Consider the following 3,919-nt stretch of genomic DNA (forward strand, 5'->3'; position numbering starts at 1 on the left):
TTCTTACTTGTTTCGGCTGGTTCAGCCAGTTCGGTGGACGCGGCCGGTTCGGTGTGTTCTGTCATTTCGGTCGTTCCTCGTCCTTGCCGGCGTCGTCCTTGCCGGCGTCGTCGGATCCGGCGCCGCGGGCCACGGCCGCGGACACCTCCCGCTGCCGGACGGCAAGCTCCAGCGCGGCGATGTCGTCGGCGATCCGCTCGTCCTCGGCGGAGGTCTCGGCTCCGTCGACCCGGCTGAACCCGAGAACGCCCAGCTCGCGCAGGGCTTCCCGCATCCTGGGCCCGAACAGGTTGATGTCCTTCAACGTCGGGACGATCCGGGTGAACAGCCGGCGGCGGAACTCGCGCTGGCCGGGTGAGCGGTTGGCCAGCGCGACGCACTCGTCGGCGCCGTAGTCGAGGTTGCGCCACATGTCCTCGCCGGCGAACCGGTCCCTGAGCACCCAGCACGCCTCGACCGCGAAATCCTCGCGTTCACGCAGCTCTGCGGTGCTGAGCTGGCTGTAGTAGTCACGCAGGGCCAGCCGCCCGAACGCGACGTGGCGCGCCTCGTCCTGCAGCACGTAGGCGTTGAGCGCCCGCGCCAGCGGGTCGCGCATCCGGTCCCGCTGGATGCTGAACGACGCCAGCGCCAGACCCTCGATCATCACCTGCATGCCGAGGTAGGTGATGTCCCAGCGGCTGTCACCGATGGTCGTCTCAAGCAGGCCGCGCAGCCCGGCGGAGATCGGGTAGTGCACCTTGATCTTGTCATGCAGCATGCGCTGGTACGCCTCGACGTGCCTGGCCTCGTCCATCACCTGGGTGGCGGCGTAGAACTTCGAGGCGATGTCCGGCACGGTCTGGACGACCTTCGCCGCGCACACCAGCGCGCCCTGCTCGCCGTGCAGGAACTGGGAGTAGAGCCAGCCCGCCAGGTGCCGGCGGACGGTGATCCGCTCCGCCTCCGGCAGACGCTCCCACAGCGGCGTGCCGGCGATCCAGATGAACGTGTCGGGCAGGCCGAGCGGGTTGTCCGGGTCGACGTCATGGTCCCAGTCCAGCCGCGTCTCGGCGTCCCACTGGCGCTGCTTGCCACGGGAGTACAGGCTCAGCATCTGCTCGGCGCCGGCGTCGTAGTCCCAGGTGAACAGCGCGTCCCCGCCGAGCGGGACGGCCCAGCTGCCGGCCGGCGCCCGGTTGCCGGCCGGCGCCCGGTTGCCGGCTGACTCCGCCGTCGCGTCTGACTTCATGACCGCTCTCTTCAGCTCTTTCCAGGGCTCTTCGGGGCTCTTCGGGGCTCAGGTGACGGCGGCGCGCCGACGCAACCGGTGAAGCTGGTGCAGGCGTGCGGACACGGCGCCGAAGGCCCACGCCGGGGCGGGCGTGCCGGCCGGCCGCAGGAACAGCGCGGCGGACTCGGCCACGGCGCACGGCAGCAGACGGTTGAACCGGCTGCCCCGGCAGGCCGCCCGGAACTGCCCCCCGCCGTCACGGCCGTGCTCGGCCGCGAGGTGGGCGAACACCGGGTCCAGTGCGCGCCACCGGCCGTCGAGGTGGACCTCGCACCAGCCGTGGTCGTTGCCGACGAGACCGAGCAGGAAGCCGCGGCGGGCCCGCGCCCGGAACCCCTCGGCCCGCAGCCGGTCGGCGAGGACCCGCCCCGCCACGACGCAGTCGGCGACGCCCAGCTCCCAGGACCGCCGGTGGTCGGCGCGCAGCGGTTCGGCGATCGCCTGGTAACGCACCGCGCCGGTGTCCAGGGCGTCGAGGACGTCGTCGAACGCCGCGCGGATCCGGCGGTCGGTGACGTCGTAGTACTCGCCGGTGAGCCGGACGCGCACCTGGTACGGACTGCTCTGATGACCTTCGGTGACGATCGGCAGCGGCAGGCCACCGGCCGGGCCACCGGTCGAGCCGCCGGTCGGGCCGTCGGCCGAGCTGCTGGTCGGGCCGTCGGCCGGGCCGTCGGTCGGGCTGTCGGTCGGGCTGTCGGCCGAGCTGTCGGCCGAGCTGCCGGTCGGGCTGCCGGTCGGGCTGCCGGTCGGGCTGCCGGTCGGGCTGCCGGTCGGGCTGCCGGTCGGGCCGTCGGCCAGGAGTTCGACGCCCTCGGCGCCCAGGTCCGGGACCGCCACATGGAAGGTCTCGTCGCTGGCCGCCCGGTGTACCGCGACCGTCCAGTCCGCGGGGGCGAACCAGTCGTCGGGCTCGGCCGCCACGAACCGCATGAGCAGCCGCCTGGCCAGCTCGGGCACGGTGGCGCCGGTGCCCGAGTGCAGCCCCGCGTTGGCGACGTCGGTGTAGTCGAGCAGGCCGTCGACCTGCCGCAGGCCGAGGGCGGCGACCCCGGCCTCGTCGGTGCGCAGCACGGTGGCCGCGTCGGCGAGGGTGGTGTCGAAGACCGCCAGATCCGGCGGGGTCGGCTCGAAGCGGCGGCTCACCCGAGGCCCCTGACGAGTCACATGAGCTCCTGGACGAGCGCGGCGAGGTCACGTGCGGTGACCGCCTCGAACGGGACGTCGTCGGGGATCGTCACCCCCAGAACATCCTCAAGATCCACCACCACGCTGAGGATCACCACCGACTCGATCCTCGGCAGCAGGTGCATGGGGAGATCGAGGTCGATGTCGGCCTTGTCCATCTGCAGCCGGTTGGCCAGGGCGGTGGCCACCGCGTCCTCGACGGTCCGCGTACTCATGAGGCGTCCTTCACGGGTCTTCTGGTAGCCCTTACGGCTTTCCGGTGGCCTCTGCCGTGCTCCGGTAGAGGGCCCTGGCGGCGTGGCGGCGCACCTTGCCGGAGCTGGTGCGCGGGATGGAGCGGACGGGCACGGGATGCACGGACGCCACCGCGGGGCCGAGCTCGGCGGCGATGGCCGCCTCGACGGCGTTCACCAGGACGGTGGCCGCCGCGCCTGCGAGCGGCGTCTCGACCAACACCGCGATGTGCTCGACGTCGCCGTCCCCGGCCTGCAGGGCGGCGCAGACCCGGACGTCGAAGCCCTGGACGCGACGCGCGATCTGTTCGACGTCCTCGGCGTAGTAGTTCTGGCCGCGGATGACCGCCATGTCCTTCAGGCGTCCGACCACGAACAGCTCGTCCTCGGCCTCGAAGCCGAGGTCGCCGGTACGCAGCCAGCCGTCGGCGGTGAAGGGCTGCCGCTCGGCGGGCAGCCCGAGGTAGCCGCCCATCACGGCCGCGCCGCGGACCTGTATCTCGCCGACCCGCCCGGGGGCCGGGGCGTCGACCCGGACGGCGATGCCCGGCGCCGCCGTGCCGCAGGAGACGACCTGGCGGGCGCACGCGGCACCCGGGGTGACATGGACGGCCCGGTCGCCCGGCGCGAGGGCGAACCGGTCGACGCTGAGGTGCCACGGCCGCTCCGCCAGCGCCGCCAGGCTGATGACGAGCGTGGCCTCGGCCATGCCGTAGGACGGCAGCATCGCCTCGGGCCGGAACCCGCAGGGGCCGAACACCCGGTTGAACGCCTCCAGCGTCGACCACTGCACGGGCTCGGAGCCGTTGCAGGCCAGCCGCCAGCCGGACAGGTCGAGCCCGTCGGGAACCCCGTCGGCCTCGACCGTGTCGACCAGGCGCTGGTAGGCGAAGTTGGGCATGGGCAGCACGGTGGCGCCGGACGCCGCCGCGGCGGCCAGCCAGCCACGGGTGTCGCGGATGAAGTCGGTGGTGCGCCAGAGATGGACCGAGCACCCCCTGGCCAGGTGCGCGAGCGTGCCGAACAGGCTCATGTCGTGGAACAGCGGCGACCAGATGCCGATCTCGTCGGCGTCGGTCAGGCCCAGGCCGCCGTCGATGGCGGCCAGGCCGGCCAGGACGTTGTCGGCGGTCAGCGCGACACCCTTGGGTGCCGAGGTGCTCCCGGACGTGTACTGGATCACCGCGAACTCGTCGGCCGGGTTCTCGTCGACGGAGTTCTCATC

4 protein-coding genes are annotated in these 3,919 nt (G+C 72.7%); all 4 read right to left on the reverse strand.

From position 1 onward, the window contains the following. Positions 1-61 precede the first annotated feature (61 nt). Positions 62-1,231: a ferritin-like domain-containing protein gene (locus NBW84_RS14215; RefSeq protein WP_250285206.1), complete on the reverse strand. Its 1,170-nt coding sequence runs from the start codon at positions 1,229-1,231 to the stop codon at positions 62-64. 48 nt (positions 1,232-1,279) lie between these two features. Beyond that, on the reverse strand, positions 1,280-2,419 hold the full coding sequence (locus tag NBW84_RS14220; RefSeq protein WP_250285207.1) for a transglutaminase: 1,140 nt from the start codon (positions 2,417-2,419) through the stop codon (positions 1,280-1,282). 17 nt (positions 2,420-2,436) lie between these two features. Next, complete coding sequence (locus NBW84_RS14225; protein WP_250285208.1) at positions 2,437-2,676, reverse strand: acyl carrier protein; 240 nt, start codon at positions 2,674-2,676, stop codon at positions 2,437-2,439. Between the two features lie 31 nt (positions 2,677-2,707). Continuing rightward, on the reverse strand, positions 2,708-3,919 hold a 1,212-nt coding region (locus NBW84_RS14230; protein WP_250285209.1), incomplete at its 5' end, for an AMP-binding protein.

Origin of the sequence: Protofrankia sp. CiP1_Cm_nod2, from assembly GCF_920664355.1 — a bacterium.
Lineage (GTDB): Bacteria > Actinomycetota > Actinomycetes > Frankiales > Frankiaceae > Protofrankia.

Excerpts from the sequence above, each read along its gene's own strand:
- NBW84_RS14215 (WP_250285206.1), bottom strand. The coding sequence starts at position 1,231 with ATGAAGTCAGACGCGACGGCGGAGTCAGCCGGCAACCGGGCGCCGGCC.
- NBW84_RS14225 (WP_250285208.1), bottom strand. The coding sequence starts at position 2,676 with ATGAGTACGCGGACCGTCGAGGACGCGGTGGCCACCGCCCTGGCCAAC.